Here is a 19,281-nt window from a genome sequence, read left to right as displayed (position 1 = left end):
GTCAGGTGCCGAAGCGGGCGACATCGCCCATCACGTCCTCGGCCGCGCCGAGGATCGCATCGGCGATCATGTCCAGCTCGGCCCGGGTGAGCCGGGCGGGCAGGCGGGTGTCGCAGGCGCGGGCCAGCATCGCGCGGGTCTTTGGCAGGTCGGGCACGGGGCCCAGGAATTCCCAGTTCCAGAAGGCGCGGGCATTGTCGGTCGAGAGGCCGAAGACCTGCACCTTGACCCCGCGCGCCGCGGCGGCATCCTGGAAGGCGCGGGTTTCGTCCGCGTCCATGCCGACAAGGTTGAACTGCAGCGAGTCCGGCGCGCGTTCCTCGGGCCCCAGTTTCCCCGGCACCTCGATCCAGGGCGAGCCGTTCAGGATCGCGGCGACATGGTCGTGGTTCGCCCGCCCGTCGCGCACCCGGCGCGGCACCTCGGCCAGTTGCGGACGCACGATGGCGGCGGCGAGGTTCGACAGCCGTGTGTTGTAGAGCGGCAGCTTGTTCTGCCAGCGGGCAAAGGCCTGCGCCAGTTCGGGCGAATTGTCGCCGTGCGGGGCCTTGTGCTTTTTCCAGTTGTGCTCGTAGGCGCCTGACATGATGACCGCGCGGGCCAGAAGCTCGGGGTCGTCGGTGATCAGGATGCCGCCCTCGCCAGAGTTCACCAGTTTGTAGCTCTGGAAGGAAAAGCAGCCGATGCGCCCGATCGTGCCGATCGTCTTGCCGTGCCAGGTCGTGCCCAGGGAATGCGCCGCATCCTCGATCACCGGCAGGCCGGCGCGTTCGGACAGCGCCATGATCGCGTCCATATCCGAGGTGTGGCCGCGCATGTGGCTGATCAGCACGGCGTCGGCATTGGCCAGCTTGGCCTCGAAATCGGCGATGTCGATGCGGTAGTTGTCGCCGACCTCGACCAGCACCGGGGTGCAATCGGCATGCACGACGGCCGAGGGGACGGCGGCGAAGGTGAAGGCCGGGATCAGCACCCGGGCGCCACGCGGCAGGTCCAGCGCCTTGAGCGACAGGAACAGCGCGGCGGAACACGAGGCGACGGCAAGCGCGTACTTGGCCCCCATCATGTCTGCGAATTCGCGTTCCAGGAGCGCGACGGGTGCATCCTCGGGCGCGGTGTAGCGGAAAAGGTCGCCCGAGCTCAGCAGGCGCTCGATCTCGTCCCGTGCGGACGCGGGAATGGGTTCGGCGTCATAGACGTTCGGCGGAAGAGTCATGTTTTCGGCTTTCCTGAACTGCTCTTTCCGGTTTTCTAAAGGAATGCCTCCGCTTCGCAAAATGAAATATACATAACACTTTTCGCCGTGGCGCAGCGCCCTCAACGGGCGCTGCGCAGGACGTCAGGGCCGGGCGGTGGCGGCACCGTCGCGCCGGGCACCGGCCAGTTCCAGCGCCGTCAGGCCGGCCACACCCAGGGCCTGGGCCACGATCAACAGGGTGCCCGTCGCGGTCCCGGCCACCCCGAACGCGGCAAGCGACAGGCTCGCCACGATCCAGCCGAGGTTGCCGAGGATCACCAGCCAGACCAGCGCGGGCGGCATCGGGCGCTGCGCGGCCGTGACCGCCATCAGGGCGCTGGCGCCGAGGCAGACGATCACCGCCCCGGTGACAAGCCAGCCGGGCAGGGCCAGGGCCCCGGTGAGCCAGCCCGACAGCGCCAGGCAGAGGAGGGCGAAGGCGCCGCTGACCGCGGCATCCGCGATGAGCGCGCGGCGGAGGAGGTCGTCGTTCATGGCCGCCACCTCACGCCGGGACCGCGCCCTGCGGCACGAGGTCGAAGAACCCCGTGACCGTGGCGATCCGTCCGTCGCGGCAGGTGGCGATGTCGGTGCCCCTGACCACCGGGGCCGTCCCGGGTGCGGCCATCGACCAGCCAAAGCGCACCATCTCTCCAAAGCCGTCCGGGGTGCCGGTCACGGCGAAGGTCATGTCGGGGTAGGTGTCGCGCACCGTTCCGATCAGCGCGGCGATCTCGGCCCGGCCCGCGGCCTGGGCGACCGGGTCGGCAAACTGCGCATCCTCGGTCCAGAGGGCGGCGATCTTTGCCTGCCGGCCGGCCGGGTCCGCCGTGTTCCAGATGTCGATGTAGGCATCCGCGATCTGTCTGGGGTCTGTCATCTCGGGTCTCCTGTTGCAGATGCCCCGACCCTGCGCCGGACGCGGCCGCAGACCGATGGTGTGCGAGGTCATAATCGCGCCGCCGGATGCCGCCTGATGACCTCGGAGGTTATTGATCGGCGGCCGCGGCGGCGTAGTCTCGGCCGCATGACACAGCATGCCCCCATCGGAACCCTGATCCGCGGCTGGCGCCAGCAGCGCAACCTGAGCCAGCTGGCGCTGTCCGCCGAGGCCGAGGTCAGCCAGAAACACCTCAGCCACATCGAGAGCGGCCGCGCCGCGCCGTCGCGCGACATGGTCCTGCGGCTGGCCGATCACCTCGAGGTGCCGCTGCGCGACAGGAACGACCTGCTGGTGGCGGCCGGTTTTGCGCCGGTCTACCGCGAACGCCCGCTGGACGCGCCCGAGATGGCGGCGGCGCTGGCGGCGGTGCGCACGGTGCTGGACGCGCACGGGGCCTATCCGGCGCTGGCGGTCGACCGGCACTGGACCATGGTCGCCGCGAACGAGGCCATCGCCCTGCTGGTCGAGGGCGTGTCGCCCGCGCTGCTGGAGCCGCCGGTGAACGTGATCCGGCTGGCGCTGCACCCCGACGGGCTGGCGCCGCGCCTGCTGAACCTGGGCGAGGTGCGCGCTCACATGGTCGAACGGCTCAAGCGGCAGTGGCGGCAGGCGCGCGATCCGGGGCTGCGAACCTTGCTGGCCGAGGTCGCGGCCTATCCCTGCGACCAGCCGGGGCGGGCCAGCGATGCGGCCATCGCGGTGCCGTTCCGGCTGCAGACCTCGCGCGGGACGCTGTCGCTGATCACCACCACCACCGTCTTCGGCACGGCAAGCGAGGTGACCCTGTCCGAGCTGGCAATCGAGGCCTTCCTGCCCGCCGACGCCGAAACCGCGGCCCGCCTCGGCTGAGCCGTGGCACGGGGCCGGTCGCACGCATATGCGATCGGCACGGCCCGCGCTTGACCGGCGCGACGGCGCGGCCATAGCGTCAAATTGTCACACGGTGGAGACCGCTGTCGACCGGGCGCGCCGCGAGGAGGGCGGTCGCCCTCAAAAGGCGCTGCGGGATCCTCCGCGAGGGACGCTTGGGCCGGTGCCATGTGGCCCCCGGCCAGTGAGTGAGGGAGGAAACCTTGACTGCATTCTCTAGCTGGCGCCGCGTCGCGCCTGTCGTGGCCGTTATGGCCGGTCTCGCCGCCGGGTCCGTGACGGCGCAGGAGTATCAATGGCCGCGCCTTCTGGTGATCGGCACGCCGAGCACATCCACCGGCTCCTTCGCCTCGACCAACGGGTGGGCGCCGGTGCTGCAGCAGGAAACCGGCATGGTCGTGCGGGTGGTGCCGACCGGGGCGGAGCCCGAGCGCTACAACCGACTGACCATCCGCGAGGACATCCAGATCAGCTCGGTCTCGGCGTCCGAGATGCGATTCCAGATCCAGGGGATCACCGGCTATGCCGCGATGCCCGCGAAATCCATGCGGATGATCTGGCACCACAACGACACCCCCTGGGGCTTTGTCACCGGCGGCAAGTCCGGCGTCGAGGCGCTGGAGGATCTCAAGAACGGCGGGCTCCGGATGGCGCAGGCCGCGTCGTCCCCCGCGATGACCGAGGCGGTGACCGTCGGCATTCCCGCCTACCTCGGCATGTCGCCCGAGGATGCGCAGTCCAAGATCGACTACGTGCCCACCTCGTCCTACGGCGAGAACTGCAAGTCCGTGGTCGAGGGCAAGGCCGACATCGCCTACTGCTCGCCGATCTCGTCGGTGCTGTCGGAAATGGAAGCCGCGCCGGGTTCGATCCGCTGGCTGGCCATGCCGGCCGACAACCCGGGCTGGGACGCCTACCTCGACATCAACCCGATGCTGGTGCCGTCCGAGATGACGGTGGGCGTGTCCACCGCCAAGGGCGTGCCGGGCGCGACGTCGAACTTCGTCTACGCGGTGGCGACCGACACCGATGCCGACTTCGTCTACAACCTGGCCAAGTGGTTCGACGAGAGCTTCGACAACTACGCCAAGACCCACATGCTGGCGGCGCGGATGTCGCGCGACCTCTGGCGCGGCTACCTCGACCGGACACCGATGCCGGTGCACGAGGGCACGGTGCGCTACCTCAAGGAAATCGGTGTCTGGACCGATGCGGATGACGAATGGAACGAGGCGGCCGTCGCCAAGATGGACGCCTGGATCGCCGCCCGCGACGCCGCGCTGAAGGAGGCGCAGGAACAGGGGGTCGAGCTGAACTTCGAGAACCCCGAGTACCTTGCGATCCTCGACAAGCACACCAAGGACCTCGAGGGCTTCCGCTCGCGTCTCTGACGCCTGACCCATCGGCCGGACGGCAGAGGCGCCGTCCGGCCCCACAGCACTCCGCCCGGCAGGGGCGGCATTCGGGCAGAACGACATGACACACACCCCGTCCCCCATGGTGGATCCGCAGACCCAGCCGGAGGTCGACGAAAAGGCGATGCCGCAGGGCGAGATCACGCGCCTCGGCGCGCTCTTCTCGTGGCAGAGCATCCTCTTCGTGGCGCTCTGCACGCTCGGCCTGGCCATCGGCATCTGCTACATCTTCGGCATCAAGATCGGCGGCAAGATCATGCTGGAGGCCCGGTACTACTGGATCTTCATCGGCTTCTTCGGTGCCGCCGCCTTCATCGCGCTGCCGGCCTACCGCGGTCAGCGCAGCGTGCCGGTCTACGACCTGGTCGCCGCCGCGGTGATGATGGGGATCTCGTTCTGGTTCTCTACCCATGCCTGGGACATGGTGCAGGCAGGCTGGGCCAACATCCCGGCGGGGATCGTCATCTACCTGATGATGCTCGAACTTGCCCGCCGCGCGGGCGGGCTGCCGTTCCTGATCGTGGTGCTGGTGCTGGGGCTCTACCCGCTGGTGGCCGACCGGCTGCCAGGGATCATGATGGGCATTCCCTACAGCTTTGACCGGATGATCGAATACCACGTCTTCAACACCGAGGGCTTGATGGGGATCACGACCAAGGTCGTGGCCGAGATCATCCTCGGCTTCCTCGTCTTCGCGGGCATCCTGCTGGCGACCGGGGCGGGGGAGTTCTTCATCGACCTCGCCAACTCGGGCTTCGGCAAGTACCGGGGCGGGCCGGCCAAGGTGTCGATCGTCGCGTCGGGCTTCTTCGGCTCGCTCTCTGGCTCGATCTTCTCGAACATCGCGGGCACCGGGTCGATCACCATTCCGACGATGAAGAAGGTGGGCTACCCGCCGCATTACGCCGGTGCGATCGAGGCCTGCGCCTCGACCGGGGGCGTGGTCATGCCGCCCGTCATGGGGGCCATCGCCTTTGTCATGGCGATCACCATCGGCGTGGACTACGCGACCGTCATGATCGCGGCGATCCTGCCCTCGCTGCTCTACTACTTCGGGCTGATGCTGCAGGTCGACGCCTATGCGGCCAAGACCGGGATGAAGGGCCTGCCTCTGGACCAGCTGCCGAAGGGCAGGGAGGTGCTCAAGCGCGGCTGGCCCTACCTGCTGGTGCTGATCTTCCTGACTTGGGGCCTGCTCTACATGAGGTGGGAGTACTACGCGCCGTGGTATGCCTGCGTGCTGATGATCGCGCTCAGCTTCCTGCGCCGCGACACGATGATGACGCCGCTCCGGATGTTCGAGACGGTGCGTGCCATCGGCGTGCTGATCGCGCAATCCGCCGCCATCATCCTGCCGATCGCCTTCGTGGTCTCGGGGCTGACGGTGACCGGGGTGACCGGGTCGATGACCTCGAGCCTCGTGCAGGCTGGGGGCGACAACGTCTACCTCATCATCGCGCTCGGGGTGCTGGCCTGCTTTGTCATGGGCATGGCGGGGCTGGCCATCGTGGCCTACATCTTCCTCGCCGTGACGCTGGCGCCTGCCATCATCGAGATCGGCGGGCTGAATGAGGTCGCGGTCCACTTCTTCATCATCTACTACGCCATGCTCTCGGTCATCACGCCGCCGGTCGGCGCCGCCGCCTTCCTGGCCGCGACCATCGCGGGGGCCAAGCCGATGCAGACCTCGTTCACCGCGATGCGGCTCGGGGTGGTGATCTACTTCATCCCGCTCTTCTTCCTGTTCGAGCCCTCGCTGGTGCTGCAGGGCGACCTGACGCCGCTGATCTACGTCCTGCCCTCGGTCATCGTGGGCATCATCGTTCTGGCCGGCGGGCTCGAGGGCTACCTGCTGGGCATAGGCCGGGTGCGCACGGTGCTGCGGCTGCCGCTGGCGGCGGCGGGCTTCGTGTTCTCCTTCCCCAGCTGGTGGGGCACGCTGGGGGGCGGGATCGCCTGCCTCGTGCTGGGCGGCATCGTCTGGATGGACAACCGGCGTGCGGCGACGGGGGCGGCGGCGGCGGAGTAGATGTCGGGGGTGGGGTGGAACCCCACCCCGCGCGTCCAGGGACGGCGCTCAGACCGCCCTCAGACCCCCAGCCTGTCCCGTAGGGAAAACCACGTCATCGCCAGAACCAGCAGGGGCGAACGCAACGCCGCGCCGCCGGGGAAGGCGGGGGTCGGCATGCGGGACATGGTATCGAACCCCTCGGCCTCGCCCCGGATCGCCTGCGCCATCAGCCGCCCGGCATGGGTCGCGGTGCCGACCCCGTGGCCGGAATAACCCGAGGCCGAAAGCACGTTGGGCGCAAGCCGCGCGAACTGGGGCAGGCGCTTCATCGTGATCGCCAGGGTGCCGCCCCAGGCATGGTCGATCCTCACATCCATCAGGTGCGGAAAGATCTCGGTCATCGGCTTGCGGACCTTGGCGGCGATGTCGGCGGGAAAGCGGTAGCCGTAGCTCTCGCCGCCGCCGAAGAGCAGCCGCTTGTCATGGCTGAGGCGGAAGTAGTTCACGACGAACTTGTCATCGGCCACCGCCACGTCGCGGGTGAGCACGCGGGCCGCATCATCCCCCAGCGGTTCGGTCGCGGCGACAAAGTTGTTGATCGGCATCACCCGCCGCGCGACCCGCTTGTCGAGCGTCCCGAGGTAGCCGTTGCAGGCCAGCACGAGGTGCCGGGCGCGGACCCGGCCGCCGGCGGTGTGCACCACGACCTCGGCGCCCTCGTCGATCCGTTCCACGCGCGAGCCTTCGTGGATCACCGCGCCCGCGTCCCGCGCCGCGTGTGCCAGCCCGAGGGCCAGCCGCAGCGGGTGCAGGTGCGCCGCACCCATGTCGAGGACACCACCCTTGTAGACGGGCGACGGGCAGAGCGCCTGGCAGGCGGCCTCGTCCAGCATCTCGACCTCGGGGTAGTCGTAGCGGGCCTGCAGGTGCGCGGCGTAGTCGTGCAGGTGGTGCACCTCGCCCGCGCTGCTGGCGGTCCAGGCGACGCCGGGCTTCAGGTGGCAGTCGATCCCGTGCCGTGCGATCAGGCCCTTGACGGTGTCCTTGGCCTCTTCGCCCAGGGCCCAGAGCAGCCGCGCCTCGTCGAGGCCCACGATCTTTTCCAGCGACATCTGGTCCTGCCGCTGGCCCGATCCCAGCTGCCCGCCGTTCCGCCCCGAGGCGCCGAAGCCGACGCGCTGCGCCTCCAGCAGGACGACCGACATCCCGGCCTCGGCCAGGTGCAGCGCGGTCGACAGGCCGGTGTAGCCGCCGCCGACGACGCAGATATCCGCCGTGACCTCCCCCGACAGGGCGGGGAAGGGCGGAAGCAGGTCGGACGTGGCGGCGTACCACGAGGCCGGGTATTCCCCCGGCCGGTCGTTCGCGTCGAGCAGGTTCATACGTTCATCAGCAGGTGCTCACGCTCCCACGGAGAGATCACGCCAAGGAATTCCTCGTACTCGGTCCGCTTGACGATGGAGTAGACGCGGCAGAACTCCGGCCCCAGCACCTCTGACAGCGCCCCTGCCTCGTCGAAAACGTCCAGCGCCTCGCCGAGCGTCCGGGGGAAGTCTCCTTCGCCCTCGTAGGCATCGCCGCGGAACTGCTTCTCCGCCCGCTCCTCGTTCATCAGGCCCAGGTAGCCCGCCGCGAGCGAGGCCGCGATCCCGAGGTAGGGGTTGCAGTCCATCCCCGCGACGCGGTTCTCGACCCGCCGCGCGTCGGGGTCCGAGATCGGCACACGTATCCCCGTGGTCCGGTTGTCGCGGCCCCACTCAAGGTTGATCGGCGCGGCATGGTCCTTCACGTAGCGCCGGTACGAATTCACGTAGGGCGCCAGCAGCGGGATCGCCTCGGGCAGGTGGGTCTGCAGGCCGCCGATGAAGGTGTAGAAGGCGTCCGTCTCGCCACCCTGCGGGCCGGTAAAGATGTTCTTGCCCGTCTCGATGTCCAGCACCGAATGGTGGATGTGCATCGCCGAACCGGGTTCGTCCGCGATCGGCTTGGCCATGAAGGTGGCAAAGCAGTCGTGGCGCAGTGCCGCCTCGCGGATCAGACGCTTGAAATAGAACACCTCGTCGGCGAGCTTGACCGGGTTGCCGTGCCGGAGGTTGATCTCCAGCTGGCCCGCGCCGCCTTCCTGGGTGATGCCGTCGATCTCGAAACCCTGCGCCTCGGCAAAGTCGTAGATGTCGTCGATCACGGGGCCGAATTCATCGACGGCGGTCATCGAATAGGCCTGCCGCGCGGCGGCGGGTCGGCCCGAGCGGCCCATCATCGGCTCGATCGGCTTGGCCGGGTCGAGGTTGCGGGCCACGAGGTAGAATTCCATCTCGGGCGCGACGACCGGTTTCCAGCCCTGGTCCTCGTAGAGCTTCACCACCCGCTTCAGCACGTTGCGCGGCGCAAAGGGGATCGGGTTCCCCTTGCGGTCGAAGGCATCGTGGATCACCTGCAGCGTCCAGTCCCCGGTCCAGGGCGCGGCGGTGGCCGTGCTCATGTCGGGGCGCAGGATCATGTCGGGCTCGATAAAGCCCTCGTCGCCTGCCGCTTCGCCCCAGTCGCCGGTGATGGTCTGGAAGAAGATCGAGTTCGGCAGGTGGAAATGTTTCTGACGGGCGAATTTCGACGCCGGCACGGCCTTGCCTCGGGCGATGCCCGGCAGGTCGGCGATGACGCATTCGACCTCGTCCAGGCGGCGGCCTTCCAGGTAGGCCTGCGCCGGTTCGGGCAGGCTGTCGGTCCAGTCGCTCATGCCGCGTCCCCCTTGAACACCCGCTCGAAGCGGTCAGCCATCACCTGGTTCGCCAGCGGTTCATCCAGGTGGCTCGTCGCCTCGGCCAGCAGGGCGTCGGGCACCACGCCCTTGCCGCGCGTGCGGATCAGCCCGCCGATGAAATCGCCGCCGTATTCCGGGTGCGGCTGGACGGTGAAGATGTGCCCGCCATAGGTGATGGCGGCGTTCTTGCAGAAATCCGACGATCCGACGACCTCGGCCCCGGCGGGCAGTTCGACGACCTGGTCCTGGTGCCAGGCATTCAGCGGCAGGTCCTGGCCGTCGATGTGATAGGTGGTGCGCCCCACGGACCAGCCGCCGGCGAACTTCTCGACCTTGCCGCCCAGGGCCTGGGCGATGATCTGGTGGCCGAAGCACACCCCGACCAGCGGCACGCCGGCGGCGTGGATCTTGCGGATCAGCTCTTCGAGCGGCGGAATCCAGGGATGGTCTTCGTAGGCCCCGTGCTTGGAGCCGGTGATGAGCCAGCCGTCACAGGCGTGGGGGTCGTCCGGGACGACGCCGCCCTCCACGTCGAAGGGCTGGAAGTCAAAGCCGCGTCCGGCCAGGAGCCGCGCGAAATGCTGGTCGTAATCGCCCATTTCCTCCAGCGAAGGAGGAACATGGCCGGTCTGCAGTATGCCGATTTTCATGGATCACCGGTTGGTTGATGCCCGGAAGGTAATTGAGCCCGTGCGGGGCGGCAAGCAGGAAGCCTGACCAATTGCGCGGGGTGCCGGGACATCGGGCCGGAGTGCGTGGCGGGCGCGCCACGCGCGGTGGTGGCCCCCGGTCCGCTGTGGCCGGGCCGGGGGCCGGACCGTCACGCCGTCATGTCTTCGATCTTGGCGTCGGGTGCGTTTTTCTTGACCAACTCGATGCCGTTGTCGCGCGAGCTGGCGCTGCTGTAGACCTCGGAGGTGCCGATCACCTGGCCATTGGTGGCCTTGAGGTTGAACATCGGGCCGGACTTGGCCTCCTTGCGCTCGTACTTGGCGTCGTCGGGCGCGTTCTTCATCACCAACTCGATGCCGTTCATCGCGCTGGCCTTCTGCTTGTAGCCTTCCGAGGCGAGGATGACCTCGCCGTTGCCGGCTTTCAGGCGGAACCGGAATTCGCCCGCCTTGTCGGTGTAGAGTTCGAATTTCCCAGCCATGGCCGGTCCCCTTTCCTGTTGTTTGGTAAGGGAACCTTGCCGGAGTATGGCGCGCCTGCCAAGCCGAAGATGACGCAGGGTCGCCCGTCCGCGGCGCGGGCGGCGGCGGGTCAGACCGTTTCGAGGTAGACCATCCAGTGATCCTCGGGCGCGACGGTGTCGAGGCGTTCCTTTTCCTGGCGCTTGGTGCGGCAGAAATGCTCGATCAACTCGGCCGGCAGGATGCGGGCGATCAGGGGATCGGACTCGAAGAGGTCGATGGCGCTTTCCCAGTTCGGCGCAAGGCCCGGCAGGTCCAGGTCATATGCGTTGCCGGTGATCGGCGCGGGCGGCTCCATCTTGTCCTCGATCCCCGCCAGCGCCGCGCCGAGGATGGCGGCCAGCGCGAGGTAGGGGTTGTTGTCGCCGCAGGCCACCCGGTGTTCGATGCGCCGTGCCTTGGCCGGGCCGCCCGGCACGCGGATCGCGGCGGTGCGGTTCTCGTAAGCCCAGCAGGCCCCGATCGGGGCATGGGCGCCCGGCACGATCCGGTCGTAGCTCGGCCCGTGCGGGGCAAAGACCAGCGTCGAGGGCGCCATGCCCGCGAGGCACCCGGCGATGGCGTGGCGCAGCAGGTCGGTGCCTTCGGGGCCGCCGTTGTCGAAGATGTTGTTGCCGTCCTCGTCGAGGACCGAGAAATGCACGTGCATCCCGTTGCCCGCGTCGTCGAGGAAGGGTTTCGCCATGAAGGTCGCGGCCATCCCGTGCTTGCGGGCGAGGCCGCGCACCAGCGTCTTGAAGAGCACCGCGTCATCTGCCGCGGCCATCGCGTCGCGGTGCGTCATGTTCACCTCGAACTGGCCCAGACCGGCCTCGGAAATCGCGGATTCCGCCGGGATGTCCATCGCCTCGCAGGCTTCGTAGAGCTCGGTGAAATAGGCGTCGAAGGCGTCGAGCTGGCGGATCGACAGGATCGCGTGGCCGAACACCGGCCGCCCCGAGATCGGGTTCATCGGGGGCATCAGCTGCTGGCCGGAATCGTCGACCAGGTAGAACTCCATCTCGGCCGCTGCCTCGACCCGCCAGCCGCGCGCCTTGTAGCGGTCGAGCACCGCGGCCAGCGCGTGGCGCGGATCACCCATGAAGGGCTCGCCCGTCTCGTGGTACATCCACATTGGCACCAGCGCGCCGGGGCTGCCCAGCCAGGGCATCGGCACCGGCCCGTGGTCTGTCGGGTAGAGCACCCCGTCGGCATCGCCGGTCTCGAACACCAGCGGACTGTCCTTGATGTCGGCGCCCCAGACATCGACGTTCAGCACCGACAGCGGCATCCGGACGGTGCCCTTGCCCAGCTTGTCGAACTGGCTGGCCGGCAGGCGCTTGCCGCGCAGCTGGCCGTTGAGGTCGCAAGCGGCGACGCGGAAAGTCGGATAGCCTTCGAAGGACATTCAGGGGGCTCGTGTGCTGTTTCGGGTCCGGGCAGAGTGGCGATGCGCCTTCCTTGTGGCAAGCTCGCCGTTACGGAATTGTCACCGGCCGCGCAGGCCGTGGCGGCGCTGCCGCCGTCAGAGGCGCGTGTGGATGCGGTAGCCGGGGTGAAAGACCATGCGGACCGAGGTGATGACATGCCCCGCGGTCCAGGTCGTCCGGTCAAGCACGAAGAGCCCCGTGCCTTCGGGGCAGGCCAGCGCCTCGGCCTCGGTCCGGGTGGCGGTAAGGGCGGAGAAGGTGAAGTCGCCGCCGTCGAACGGCACCTCGCGCACCAGCCATTCGTTCGGGCTGAAGGCCGCAAAGTCCTCGGACAGGACGGCAGGCACCGCGTCGGGATTGATCCAGCGGTTCTCGAACACGTAGGGCGCGCCGTCGGCCGTGTGCAGGGTTTCCAGGTGCAGAAGCTCGGCCCCGGCGGGCACCCGCATCCGCGCGATCACCTCGGCCGGGGGCGTCCGCAGGTCGCGGCGCAGGATCGTATGGCCATAGGCCTGGCCCTTGGCCTCGATCTCGTCCCGGATGACCGGAATGTCGAGCTGCGCGCGCCGCACCGGGTTCACCGCGACGCGGGTGCCCGCGCGGCGGCGGCGGTCAAGCAGCCCGGCCTCGGCCAGCTCGCGCAGGGCACGGTTCACCGTGGCCCGCGCACAGCCGAATTCGCGGGCGAGGTCGGCCTCGTGCGGAATGAACTCGCCCGGTTTCCAGATGCGCTGGCTGATGCGGCGGCGGACCTCTTCCTGCACGCCCTGCCAGCTGTTGATCTCGGTCTGGCTCACAGGCTGTCCCCCAGATCGCGCATCGTGGCCCGGTAGGCCGCGACGATCCCGTCCCGTGCGACGTGGCGGCCACCCGTGACCACGTGACGGCCCGCCGACCAGACGTCACGCACCATACGGTCGTCGCCGGCGAAGATGTAGCTGTCGAGCAGGGTGTCGCCACGGCGGCCTTCGAGGTCCACGTGGGTGGTGTCGAGCGCCATCAGGTCGGCGTAGCACCCGGGCGCGATGGCCCCGGTCGGGCGGCCTGCCGAGGCCGCGCCACCTGTCAGCACCGCCTCGTAGAGCCGCCGCCCAGTGGACCGCTCCGGCGTCGCCAGCGCCGCCCGGCTGCGGTCGCGCAGGCGCTGCGAATAGTCGAGGGTGCGCAACTCCTCGGAGAGCGCGATGCGGATGTTGGAATCCGACCCGATTGAGACCGCGCCGCCCGCCCCGAACCAGCGCACCCCGTCGAAGATGCCGTCGCCGAGGCTCGATTCCGTGATCGGGCAGAGCCCCGCCACGGCGCCCGACCGTGCCAGCCCCTCGGTTTCGTGCGACAGCATCTGGGTGCAGTGGATGAAGGTGTGCCGCGCGTCCGGGGTCATGTGCTCCAGCACCCATTCGACCGGGCGCAGGCCCCATGCGGCCTCGACCTCATCGACCTCGGCCACCTGTTCGGCGAGGTGCATGTGGAACGGCCCCTCGGGGGCAAGGGCGGCAAGGCCCGGCAGCGCCTCCCGCGCGACAGCGCGGAGGGAGTGCGGGGCGACGCCGATCCGGGTGTCGGCGGGCAGGGGCGTCAACGCCCGGGTCGAGGCGGCGTGCAGGCGGGCAAAGCTGTCGGGGTCGGTGCCGAAGCGGATCTGACCGGGACCGAGCGGACGTTGGTCGCAGCCGCCGAACTGGTAGTGCACGGGCAGCAGCGTCAGGCCGATGCCCGTGGTCGCCGTGGCCGCGGCGATCCGTTCGGCCATCTCGGCGATGTTGTCGTAAGGCGCGCCGCCGGGGCGGTGGTGCAGGTAGTGGAATTCCACGTTGGTGGCATATCCCGCTTCCAGCATCTCCATCTGCACGAAGGCGGCGATCGCCTCCACATGGTCGGGCGTCAGCCGGTCGAGGAAGCGGTACATCAGCGCCCGCCACGTCCAGAAGGTGTCGCGCGGATCGGGACCGCGCCTTTCGGTCAGCCCCGCCATCGCGCGCTGGAAGGCGTGGCTGTGCCCGTTCGCCGGGGCAGGGAGGAGGAGGGCGATCTGTTCGCCCGCTGCCGGGGCACCGGTCTCGACGCTGGCGATCATGCCCCCGGCATCAAAGGTGATCAGAACATCCTCGGCCCAGCCGTCGGGGAGGAGCGCATTGGCCGCCCAGATCTTGGTCATCGTGAACCCGTATTGACACGCAATTATGTGCAGACATATACCGATCATGCTTGTGCTTAACAAGGTGATTCATGCTGCTCAGAAACGCCACGCTCGCTACGATGCACCCCGGAACGCCCTATGGCCTGATCGAGGGCGGGGCGATCGTGACCGAAGGCGACCGGATCGTCTGGGCGGGGCCCGAGGCCGAGGTGCCCGTCGCACATCGTGGCGCCGAGGCGCTGGACCTTGCGGGGCGTCTCGTCACCCCCGGCCTGATCGACTCTCACACCCACATCGTGCACGGCGGCGACCGCGCGCGGGAATTCGAGATGCGGCTGGAAGGCGCCTCCTACGAAGAGGTCGCGCGGGCCGGGGGCGGCATCCTCTCGACCGTCCGGGCCACCCGCGCCGCGTCCGAGGGCGACCTGCTGGCGCAGGCGCTGCCGCGGGTCGACGCGCTGATCGCCGAGGGGGTGACCTGCATCGAGGTGAAATCGGGCTACGGCCTCGACATCGAGACGGAGCTGACCATGCTCCGGGCCGCGCGACGGATCGCCGGGGCGCGGCCCGTGCGGGTGCGGACGACCTTTCTCGGGGCCCATGCCGTCGCGCCCGAGTATGCCGACCGCCCGGATGCCTACATCGACGAGGTTTGCCTACCCGCGCTCGACGCCGCCCATGCCGAGGGGTTGGTCGACGCGGTCGACGGCTTCTGCGAGGGCATCGCCTTCACGCCCGACCAGGTCGCCCGCGTCTTTGAGCGGGCCCGCGCGCTCGGGCTGCCGGTGAAGCTGCATGCCGAACAGCTGTCGAACCTGGGCGGCGCGCAGCTGGCGGCACGTTATGGCGCGCTGTCTGCGGACCACCTGGAATATGCGAACGAAGCCGACGCGCAGGCCATGGCCGCCGCGGGCAGCGTCGCGGTGATCCTGCCCGGTGCCTTCTACACGCTGCGCGAAACGCAGCTGCCCCCGGTCGCGGCCTTCCGCACCCACGACGTGCCGATGGCACTGGCGACGGACTGCAACCCGGGATCGTCGCCGATGACCTCGCTGCTGCTGACGATGAACATGGGCGCGACGCTCTTCCGCATGACACCCGAGGAATGCCTGGCCGGCACCACCCGCCACGCCGCCCGCGCGCTCGGGATCGATGACGCGGGCACGATCGGCCCCGGGATGCGCGCCGACCTGGCCATCTGGGACGTCGCGACACCCGCGGAACTCACCTATCGCATCGGTTTTAACCCGCTCTGGAAGCGGATGTTCGGAGGCACCCTTTGACCCTGATCCTGACCCCAGCGGCCACGACCCTCGACCAGCTCGAAACCCTCTGGCGCGAGGGCCGCGCGGCCGAGCTTGACCCCGCCGCCCGTCCCGCCATCGACGCCGCCGCCGCGATGGTGGCCAAGGCGGCCGCGGGGGAAGAGGCGATCTACGGGATCAACACCGGTTTCGGCAAGCTCGCCTCGGTCCGGGTCGCGCCGGCCGACACCGCCCAGCTTCAGCGCAACCTGATCCTGTCGCATTGCTGCGGCGTGGGCGAGGTGCTGGACGAGGCGACGACGCGCCTGATGATCGTGCTGAAGCTGCTGTCGCTCGGGCGGGGGGCTTCGGGCATCCGGTGGGAAACGGCGCAGCTGCTGCAGGACATGCTGGCCAGGGGCGTGACCCCGGTGATCCCGGCGCAGGGCTCTGTCGGCGCCTCCGGCGACCTCGCGCCGCTGGCGCATATGGCGGCGACCCTGATCGGGGCGGGCGAGGCGTTCCTGAACGGGGAACGGATGCCCTCTGCCGACGCGCTTGACCGCGCCGGTCTGGCGCCGGTGGTTCTGGCGGCGAAGGAGGGGTTGGGGCTCATCAACGGCACTCAGTTCTCCACCGCCTGCGCACTGGCCGGGTATTTCGAGGCGATGCGCAACGCGGAAACCGCCGTCGCCGCCTCCTGCCTCTCGACCGACGCGATCATGGGCTCGACCGCGCCGCTGGAACCCGCGATCCATGCGCTGCGCGGCCACGCCGGGCAGATCGACGTTGCCCGCGCGATGCGCGCGGTGATGGCCGGCTCCGAGATCCGTGAAAGCCACCGCGAGGGCGACACCCGCGTGCAGGATCCCTACTGCATCCGCTGCCAGCCGCAGGTGACCGGCGCCGCGCTCGACCTCTTGCGCTTTGCCGGCCGGACGCTCGAGGTCGAGGCCAATGCCGTCTCGGACAATCCGTTGGTGCTGGTGGAGGAGGGCAAGATCGTCTCGGGCGGCAACTTCCACGCGGAACCTGTCGCCTTTGCCGCCGACCAGATCGCGTTGGCGATTTCCGAGATCGGCGCCATCGCGCAGCGCAGGGTGGCGCTGATGGTGGACCCGACGCTTTCCTTCGACCTGCCGCCGTTCCTGACGCCGGAACCGGGCCTCAACTCGGGCCTGATGATCGCCGAGGTCACGACCGCCGCGCTGATGAGCGAAAACAAGCACCTCGCGCATCCCTGTTCGACCGACTCGACGCCGACCTCGGCCAACCAGGAAGACCACGTCTCGATGGCCGCGCACGGGGCGCGGCGGCTGAAGCGGATGAACGAGAACCTGTCGGTGATCCTGGGCGTGGAGCTGATGTGCGCCGCCCAGGGCGTCGAGTTCCGCGCGCCGCTGACCACCAGCCCGGCGCTGCAGTCGTTGATGGCAACCGTGCGCGGCGTGGTCCCGACCGTGTCGGACGACCGCTACATGGCCGATGACCTGGCCGCCGCCGCGGCACTGGTCCGCGCCGGGCGGGTGTCGGACGCCTGCGGGATCCGCGACCTGCTGGAGGACGCCGCATGACCCTGGTCGAGGTGCGCCGCGGTGACGGCCCGGTCGTTCTGGGCCTGCCGCACACGGGCAACCACGTGCCGGACGACATCATGGCCCGGCTCACGCCGCTTGGCCGGACGCTGTCGGACACCGACTGGCATATCCATACGCTCTACGACGGGCTACTCGACGGGGTGACGACGGTGCGGGCGACCTTCCACCGCTACGTGATCGACGCGAACCGACCGCCCTCGGGCGAAAGCCTCTACCCGGGGCAGAACACAACCGGGCTGATCCCGCTGACCGATTTCGACGGAGAGCCGCTCTGGGTGGACCCGCCGACCGAGGCCGACGTTGCCGCGCGGCGCCGCGACTATCACGACGTCTACCACGCCGCGCTGCGGGCCGAGCTGGAACGAGTGCGGGCGCGTCACGGGGTGGCGATCCTCTACGACTGCCACTCGATCCGCAGCGAGATCCCGTTCCTCTTCGACGGCCGCCTGCCGGATTTCAACATCGGCACCAATTCGGGCCAGAGTTGCGCGCCCGAGGTTGGGGCCGCGACCGCGAAAATCTGCGCCGAGGCAGAGGGTTACACCTCGGTCCTCAATGGACGCTTCAAGGGCGGATGGACGACGCGCCACTACGGCAAGCCGCAGGACGGCATCCACGCCATCCAGATGGAGCTGGCGCAGGACACCCACCTGCAGTCCGAGACGCTGCCCTTCGACTACGACCCGACCGCCGCGGCAAAGCTGCGCCCGCACCTGCGCGACATCCTGCACGCGCTGCAAGACATTGCATTCACGCTGGGAGAGACCCGATGACCAACCCGCGCCACAACCTCCGCGACATCTACACGCCGACGGGGACCGAGATCACCGCCAAGTCCTGGCAGACCGAGGCGGCGATGCGGATGCTGATGAACAACCTGCACCCGGACGTGGCCGAGAACCCGCATGAGCTGGTGGTCTACGGCGGCATCGGCCGCGCCGCCCGCACGTGGGAGGATTTCGACCGCATCGTCGCGGGGCTGCAGGACCTCGAGGCCGACGAGACCCTGCTGGTCCAGTCCGGCAAGCCGGTGGCCATCGTCCGGACGCACCCGGATGCGCCGCGCGTGCTGATCGCGAACTCGAACCTCGTGCCGCACTGGGCGACGTGGGAGCATTTCAACGCGCTCGATCGCAAGGGGCTCATGATGTACGGCCAGATGACCGCCGGGTCCTGGATCTACATCGGCACGCAGGGCATCGTTCAGGGCACCTATGAGACCTTCGCCGAGGCGGGGCGCCAACACTACGGCGGCAGCCTCAAGGGCAAGTGGATCCTGACCGGGGGCCTGGGCGGCATGGGCGGGGCGCAGCCCCTCGCGGCGGTCTTTGCGGGCGCCTGCTGCCTGGCGGTCGAATGCGACGAGACGCGGATCGATTTCCGACTGCGCACCAGGTACTTGGACGAGAAAGCGAAGACGCTGGATGAAGCGCTCGAGATGATCGAACGCTGGACTGCGGCGGGTGAGGCGAAGTCCGTCGGCCTCCTCGGCAACGCGGCCGAGGTCTTTCCCGAACTCGTGCGCCGGATGAAGGACGGCGGTGCGCGCCCCGACATCGTGACCGACCAGACCTCGGCCCACGATCCGCTGCACGGCTACCTGCCGTCGGGCTGGACCGTGGGCGAGTGGCGCGCGAAGCAGGAGAGCGATCCGAAGGCGGTCGAGGACGCCGCCCGCGCCTCGATGAAGGCCCATGTCGCGGCGATGGTCGATTTCTGGAACGCAGGCGTCCCGACGCTCGACTACGGCAACAACATCCGCCAGGTCGCCAAGGAGGAGGGGCTTGAGAACGCCTTTGCCTTCCCCGGCTTCGTGCCCGCCTACATCCGCCCGCTCTTCTGCGAAGGGATCGGCCCGTTCCGCTGGTGCGCGCTTTCGGGCGACCCGGAGGACATCTACAAGACCGACGCCGCGATGAAGAAGCTGTTTCCCGAGAACGAACACCTGCACCGCTGGCTCGACATGGCGGCCGAACGCATCGCCTTCCAGGGCCTGCCCGCGCGGATCTGCTGGATCGGCCTCGGCGACCGGCACCGCGCCGGGCTGATGTTCAACGAGATGGTGGCGAGCGGAGAACTGAAGGCCCCGATCGTGATCGGCCGCGACCACCTCGACAGCGGTTCCGTCGCCAGCCCGAACCGCGAGACGGAGGCGATGAAGGATGGCTCCGACGCGGTGTCCGACTGGCCGCTGCTGAACGCGCTCACCAACACGGCGAGCGGGGCGACCTGGGTCAGCATCCACCACGGTGGCGGCGTCGGGATGGGCTTCAGCCAGCATGCGGGCGTCGTCATTGTCGCGGATGGCACGCCGGAGGCGGCGAAACGTCTGGAACGCGTGCTCTGGAACGATCCGGCCTCGGGTGTCTGGAGGCATGCGGATGCGGGCTATGACAAGGCCATCGACTGCGCCAGGGCGCATGGCCTGCGGCTGCCCGGCATCCTGGGGAACTGAAGGCG

Annotated in this window: 17 protein-coding genes; 7 read left to right on the top strand and 10 right to left on the bottom strand. The window is 69.0% G+C overall.

Annotated elements, in window-relative coordinates:
- Position 1: 1 nt before the first annotated feature.
- The 3 genes from ACE2AC_RS05860 to ACE2AC_RS05850 all read right to left on the bottom strand — a co-directional run bounded on the left by ACE2AC_RS05860 (position 2) and on the right by ACE2AC_RS05850 (position 2,117).
- Positions 2-1,216 carry a DegT/DnrJ/EryC1/StrS family aminotransferase gene (locus ACE2AC_RS05860; RefSeq protein WP_375691176.1) on the bottom strand — a complete coding sequence of 405 codons (1,215 nt, stop codon included), beginning with the start codon at positions 1,214-1,216 and terminating at the stop codon, positions 2-4.
- 123 nt (positions 1,217-1,339) lie between these two features.
- Positions 1,340-1,732 (bottom strand): hypothetical protein, encoded by a 393-nt coding sequence (locus tag ACE2AC_RS05855; protein WP_375691175.1) that lies wholly within the window; start codon positions 1,730-1,732, stop codon positions 1,340-1,342.
- A 10-nt stretch (positions 1,733-1,742) separates the two neighbouring features.
- Complete coding sequence (locus ACE2AC_RS05850; protein ID WP_375691174.1) at positions 1,743-2,117, bottom strand: nuclear transport factor 2 family protein; 375 nt, start codon at positions 2,115-2,117, stop codon at positions 1,743-1,745.
- A gap of 147 nt (positions 2,118-2,264) precedes the next feature.
- Here ACE2AC_RS05850 and ACE2AC_RS05845 point away from each other — a divergent pair, with 147 nt between their 5' ends.
- The 3 genes from ACE2AC_RS05845 to ACE2AC_RS05835 all read left to right on the top strand — a co-directional run bounded on the left by ACE2AC_RS05845 (position 2,265) and on the right by ACE2AC_RS05835 (position 6,494).
- Complete coding sequence (locus ACE2AC_RS05845; protein ID WP_375691173.1) at positions 2,265-3,029, top strand: helix-turn-helix domain-containing protein; 765 nt, start codon at positions 2,265-2,267, stop codon at positions 3,027-3,029.
- A 224-nt stretch (positions 3,030-3,253) separates the two neighbouring features.
- On the top strand, positions 3,254-4,441 hold the full coding sequence (locus tag ACE2AC_RS05840; RefSeq protein WP_375691172.1) for a TAXI family TRAP transporter solute-binding subunit: 1,188 nt from the start codon (positions 3,254-3,256) through the stop codon (positions 4,439-4,441).
- A gap of 106 nt (positions 4,442-4,547) precedes the next feature.
- Positions 4,548-6,494 (top strand): TRAP transporter permease, encoded by a 1,947-nt coding sequence (locus tag ACE2AC_RS05835; protein ID WP_375691171.1) that lies wholly within the window; start codon positions 4,548-4,550, stop codon positions 6,492-6,494.
- A 59-nt stretch (positions 6,495-6,553) separates the two neighbouring features.
- Here ACE2AC_RS05835 and ACE2AC_RS05830 read toward each other — a convergent pair whose 3' ends face one another.
- The 7 genes from ACE2AC_RS05830 to ACE2AC_RS05800 form a co-directional block, all read right to left on the bottom strand.
- Complete coding sequence (locus ACE2AC_RS05830; protein ID WP_375691170.1) at positions 6,554-7,858, bottom strand: NAD(P)/FAD-dependent oxidoreductase; 1,305 nt, start codon at positions 7,856-7,858, stop codon at positions 6,554-6,556.
- Entirely contained in the window at positions 7,855-9,213 is a 1,359-nt protein-coding gene (locus ACE2AC_RS05825; RefSeq protein ID WP_375691169.1) for a glutamine synthetase family protein, read from the bottom strand. Before ACE2AC_RS05825 ends, ACE2AC_RS05830 begins: the two co-directional genes overlap by 4 nt.
- Entirely contained in the window at positions 9,210-9,887 is a 678-nt protein-coding gene (locus ACE2AC_RS05820) for a type 1 glutamine amidotransferase (protein ID WP_375691168.1), read from the bottom strand. The genes ACE2AC_RS05825 and ACE2AC_RS05820 overlap by 4 nt, the downstream gene beginning before the upstream one ends.
- Before the next feature lie 170 nt (positions 9,888-10,057).
- Positions 10,058-10,390: a YegP family protein gene (locus ACE2AC_RS05815; RefSeq protein WP_375691167.1), complete on the bottom strand. Its 333-nt coding sequence runs from the start codon at positions 10,388-10,390 to the stop codon at positions 10,058-10,060.
- Between the two features lie 110 nt (positions 10,391-10,500).
- Positions 10,501-11,817: a glutamine synthetase family protein gene (locus tag ACE2AC_RS05810; RefSeq protein ID WP_375691166.1), complete on the bottom strand. Its 1,317-nt coding sequence runs from the start codon at positions 11,815-11,817 to the stop codon at positions 10,501-10,503.
- 117 nt (positions 11,818-11,934) lie between these two features.
- Positions 11,935-12,636 (bottom strand): GntR family transcriptional regulator, encoded by a 702-nt coding sequence (locus tag ACE2AC_RS05805; RefSeq protein ID WP_375691165.1) that lies wholly within the window; start codon positions 12,634-12,636, stop codon positions 11,935-11,937.
- A complete protein-coding gene (locus ACE2AC_RS05800) occupies positions 12,633-13,997 on the bottom strand; it encodes a formimidoylglutamate deiminase (protein WP_375691164.1) in 1,365 nt (454 codons plus the stop codon). Before ACE2AC_RS05800 ends, ACE2AC_RS05805 begins: the two co-directional genes overlap by 4 nt.
- 71 nt (positions 13,998-14,068) lie before the next feature.
- On the opposite strand from ACE2AC_RS05800, the gene hutI reads away from it, so the two are divergent.
- The 4 genes from hutI to hutU are packed head-to-tail and all read left to right on the top strand — an operon-like array spanning position 14,069 to position 19,276.
- A complete protein-coding gene (hutI, locus tag ACE2AC_RS05795) occupies positions 14,069-15,262 on the top strand; it encodes an imidazolonepropionase (protein ID WP_375691163.1) in 1,194 nt (397 codons plus the stop codon).
- Positions 15,259-16,797, top strand: a complete 1,539-nt coding sequence (gene hutH, locus ACE2AC_RS05790; protein ID WP_375691162.1) for a histidine ammonia-lyase — start codon at positions 15,259-15,261, stop codon at positions 16,795-16,797. The genes hutI and hutH overlap by 4 nt, the downstream gene beginning before the upstream one ends.
- Complete coding sequence (gene hutG, locus ACE2AC_RS05785) at positions 16,794-17,594, top strand: N-formylglutamate deformylase (RefSeq protein ID WP_375691161.1); 801 nt, start codon at positions 16,794-16,796, stop codon at positions 17,592-17,594. Before hutH ends, hutG begins: the two co-directional genes overlap by 4 nt.
- Positions 17,591-19,276 (top strand): urocanate hydratase, encoded by a 1,686-nt coding sequence (gene hutU, locus ACE2AC_RS05780; protein WP_375691160.1) that lies wholly within the window; start codon positions 17,591-17,593, stop codon positions 19,274-19,276. The genes hutG and hutU overlap by 4 nt, the downstream gene beginning before the upstream one ends.
- The last annotated feature ends 5 nt before the right edge of the window (positions 19,277-19,281 follow it).

It is taken from the genome of Pseudooceanicola sp. LIPI14-2-Ac024, from assembly GCF_042188925.1.
In the GTDB taxonomy this organism is placed as follows: domain Bacteria; phylum Pseudomonadota; class Alphaproteobacteria; order Rhodobacterales; family Rhodobacteraceae; genus Pseudooceanicola.
The sequence above is the reverse complement of the archived record's forward strand: the minus strand, read 5'-3'. Positions and strand labels throughout refer to the sequence as shown.